The organism is Desemzia sp. FAM 23988, from assembly GCF_045528365.1.
In the GTDB taxonomy this organism is placed as follows: domain Bacteria; phylum Bacillota; class Bacilli; order Lactobacillales; family Carnobacteriaceae; genus Desemzia.
This window is the reverse complement of record NZ_JBGQQS010000044.1, coordinates 1-3,828: the sequence shown is the minus strand read 5'-3', so window position 1 is coordinate 3,828 and position 3,828 is coordinate 1. Positions and strand designations below refer to the sequence as shown.

The 3,828-nt window shown below is 32.7% G+C and carries 4 protein-coding genes; all 4 read left to right on the top strand.

Annotated elements, in window-relative coordinates:
* The first annotated feature begins 489 nt into the window (after window positions 1–489).
* Window positions 490–1,188, top strand: coding sequence for a replication initiation protein (locus ACEN4L_RS13260; RefSeq protein WP_407097715.1), 699 nt, complete (start codon window positions 490–492; stop codon window positions 1,186–1,188).
* Window positions 1,189–1,498: 310 nt separating this feature from the next.
* On the top strand, window positions 1,499–1,795 hold the full coding sequence (locus tag ACEN4L_RS13255) for a hypothetical protein (protein ID WP_407097716.1): 297 nt from the start codon (window positions 1,499–1,501) through the stop codon (window positions 1,793–1,795).
* Window positions 1,788–2,366 (top strand): hypothetical protein, encoded by a 579-nt coding sequence (locus ACEN4L_RS13250; protein ID WP_407097717.1) that lies wholly within the window; start codon window positions 1,788–1,790, stop codon window positions 2,364–2,366. Before ACEN4L_RS13255 ends, ACEN4L_RS13250 begins: the two co-directional genes overlap by 8 nt.
* Before the next feature lie 356 nt (window positions 2,367–2,722).
* A complete protein-coding gene (locus ACEN4L_RS13245; protein ID WP_407097718.1) occupies window positions 2,723–3,349 on the top strand; it encodes a DUF4352 domain-containing protein in 627 nt (208 codons plus the stop codon).
* Window positions 3,350–3,828 lie beyond the last annotated feature (479 nt).

Sequence of the window (3,828 nt, the reverse complement as noted above, 5' to 3'; positions counted from 1 at the left end):
AAAATATCTTTTAGCTTGCGCAGCAAGGTTTCATTTTTGTTCTTGTTTGTTCTTGATTTTGTCTTTTACAGCATAGTGATAGCCTTAACTGCTGTATGTGCCACATTATTGGACAGTAAGGGAGACAAATTTAGACAGTACTAGTAACACTTTTGCAGTAGCAAATCATAAGGTATGGGTATCAAATTTATGTACCAAATTTGGATTGTCTTTTGGAATACTTTTTATAATACTTTTTAAAAGACCTTTTAAGAATACCTTTTAGGGGTCCTGTGCCCCTTACTCCCACAAGGGTTACAGATAGGGTACTAGACCCCATTTGTCTGACTACTAGACCCCATTTGTCTGACTACTAGACCCCATTTGTCTGACTACTAGACCCTATTTGTCTGACTACTAGACCCCATTTGTCTGTTTTAAGACTCTTTTTAAGAGACCCGGGTTTGTTTTAAAGGGTCTTGTATGTTATCTTTTCCATGAGGTGATTAGATGTCTAATATAAACGTGAAGTATAAAAATGAATTAAACCTTATCCCTATGAGGAATTTTGATAGTGTTGAAATGAATTTATTCTTCTCTCTCTGCGCAAAAATGAAAGATAAGGGGTCCAAAAAGGTCCGCTTTTCCTTTGAAGATTTAAGAGAACTTAGCGATTATAAACCTACAGCCGTAAAACGTTTTACAAATGATTTAGAGAATGTTTATGACAAAATGATGAGTTTGACGTATAGAACTGAAACAAACGACGAAATAGAGAAATTCGCTTTATTTACAGGATTTAAAATCAGCAAAAAAGAGCAATTTGTTGAAATTTCTGTTAATCCAGATTTGGATTATATTTTAAATGAATTATCGACTGAATTTACTAAATTTGAGCTCCAAGAGTTTACAGGTATTAGGTCTAGCTATGCTAAATCTATGTATCGTTTGTTAAAGCAATATCGTTCTACAGGTTTTTATAAAGTAAAAGTTGAAGACTTTCGAGACCTACTTGATATACCTCCCAGCTATTCAATGAGTAAAATTGATCAGCGTGTTTTTAAACCAATAAAGAATGAACTTTCTGCATATTTCGATGATTTAAAAATTATTAAAAACAAAGCTAGAAAAGGAAATAAAATTGCTAGCATAGAGATTCATTTTAAAGAAAAATATATTCCTAAAGTACCTTTGTATAACTGGTTATGAAGATAATAAAGATTAGAACGATTATTTACTTTGCATGAGCGTAGCGAGTTCTTAAAATTTCGCAGAAATTTTTCACACAAAAAAAGACCACAATACCATTTGAAAAATGAGGCATTGTGGTCTTTTTTTATTGGTTTTAGCACACACGACGAAGTCGTGTATAAGTGCGCCTTTGCTCTTAATTCTTTGAGCGCTGGAACGACATTTAAAAAATGTCGTTTAAGTGCTCCCTCTTCTTTATTTAATGTTATATTTAGTTATGGAATAGTCAATTTACTTAAGATATACTCATGTATAAGGGAGTGTGGACATGGAAAAAAATATGCCAAGTAGTAAAAAAGCATGGGACTTAAAAGTAATTACATCTTTTGGAATATCTTTAATTTTTATAGGCTTGGGGTTCTATAAAATGTTTGTTTATGAAATGAGTGATTCGAGTTACGTTACCGATAAAAATGTTTACGTTGGTGGTGACGCCTACAATTATATAATTAATGCTAACTTCTCAACTGCTTATTTTGTTTTAGCACTTATTTTTGTAATCATCGCTTGTAGTTTTCTAATTTATAATGCAATTATGATTCAAGGAGAGTATAAAAATGTTTAACAAACTATACATATTACTTATTTCTTTATTTATCTTGTCTGCTTGTGGAACAGATGGTTCTCCTAGTGAAGTTAGTGTAGAAGAATCTCAAAAAGAAGAGATTGTCGTAGATGAACGTGAAGCTAACTATGATTTAGGAAGCTATCAATCTATTTTTGAAATGGATGCAGAAACTTTCCAACAATATTGGAACAGTGTTGCTGATAATGATGAAAAAATTGATACATTTTCGAAAAGTAATAAATGGATAGATTACCGTTATGACGCTATGACTACTAGTAAAGTAAACATATCTATTATCGAAGATGCAGATACACATATAAATAGATATGCAGTTGTTATTGGATCAACGTCTAGCGATGATGTTTATGATATTTCTGAAAAACTTATTTTATTGACCGATAATACATTATCAATGTCAGAGAAAGATGAAATTTTTGAGTTGTTAGGTTTTTCTAATCGAGAGATTGAAGATATGGAGTCAGCAACTGTTACGAAGAATGGCCTGACTTACCAAGCAGACTTCGAATATCTCGATGGAGTACCTATATTGCAGTTTGAAATTGAATAAATACCGTAATTAAATATTGAAAATAAATAAGTAAATTAATAATGTTTTTCGTTATTAGGCATTTAAATCGTTTTTAAGAGCTTTTGAGTGGCCGTTAGGGCGTTAGTCCTGACCGAGCGATAGCGACAAAAAAGGTCGAAGGAAAACTTCCTTTCGGGCTGGCAAGGCAAAACGAAGTCTTGGGTTTTGTCATGACAAAACCGTAGCTTGCCTAGACACATTTTTTTATCTCGTATAGATGAGTCCTTAAAGAAATAACCTTATATTTCAATGTTCACTAACCGTTCACTATGAAATATATAAAAAAACATATATAATTATTTAGGTTTACAAAAAGTTTTCAGGAGGAGTAAAGCATGGCTAAAAAAATTAAAGATGCTGAAGGAAATACATACGTACAAAAGAAACCATTTTACAAAAAATGGTGGTTTATATTATTAGTGGTTATTGTATTAATCGCTGTATTCTCAGGTGGAGGAGATGACGACACTACTGCTACTAATTCAAATGAAGCAAGCGAGTCTTCTTCAACCGAAACAAGTGAAGCTACTGAAGAAGATAAAGCTTTCGCTGTAGGAGACGTTGTTACTGTTGGAGACATTGATTATACAGTTAACGGTGTTGAAACTACTAAATCAGTAGGACCTTCTGTTTATCCTACTGATGCTCAAGATACTTTCCTCGTTATTGACTTAACTGTTAAAAATAATGGAAATGAATCTATCATGGTTGATACTTCAAACTTTAAATTGATTGACGGAGAAAAATCTTTTGACGCTGATTCAAGTGGATCTATATCTGCTAACCAAGACGCTGAAGGAAACTCACTTGGATTTTTCTTAGAAAATATAAATCCAGATGTTGAAATGCAAGGTAAGATTGTTTTTGACGTAACTGAAGCTCAAGCAAACTCAGAAACAGCTCAATTAGGTCTTACTGACAGTATGTTCTCGTCTGATTATACTTTAGTAAATCTACGTTAAAAATTTAAAATCTAAAAAAACCACTTTTTATTAAAAAGTGGTTTTTTTGTTTTTTTATAGTAACTGACTTTAAAACCCCTTATTAAAATCAATTTAAGGTGTCTTCACGCTATTTTAACTCAACAAGCATACATGAATTAAGATATCTAATTAAAAACTCTCATGCGTCTTTTTAAGCCTTTTATTGCCTTCGGGTATGTAGGGCTTGCCCTGCACGAGCGAATAGCGAGCCTTGTACAAACTTTATTCTTTCAGCAGACAATAACTCTAAAGATGGATTAAAAGTCCTCCTACCCTCTTTATTTTCCTTTGTAGATGGAGCGTAGCGACGCTCTTTGTCTTTTGATCTTTTAAAATATCTTTTAGCTTGCGCAGCAAGGTTTCATTTTTGTTCTTGTTTGTTCTTGATTTTGTCTTTTACAGCATAGTGATAGCCTTAACTGCTGTATGTGCCACATTATTGGACAGTAAGGGAGACA

Coding starts and splice junctions, on each gene's coding strand:
- ACEN4L_RS13260 (WP_407097715.1), top strand. CDS start 490: ATGTCTAATATAAACGTGAAGTATAAAAATGAATTAAACCTTATCCCT.
- ACEN4L_RS13255 (WP_407097716.1), top strand. CDS start 1,499: ATGGAAAAAAATATGCCAAGTAGTAAAAAAGCATGGGACTTAAAAGTA.
- ACEN4L_RS13250 (WP_407097717.1), top strand. CDS start 1,788: ATGTTTAACAAACTATACATATTACTTATTTCTTTATTTATCTTGTCT.
- ACEN4L_RS13245 (WP_407097718.1), top strand. CDS start 2,723: ATGGCTAAAAAAATTAAAGATGCTGAAGGAAATACATACGTACAAAAG.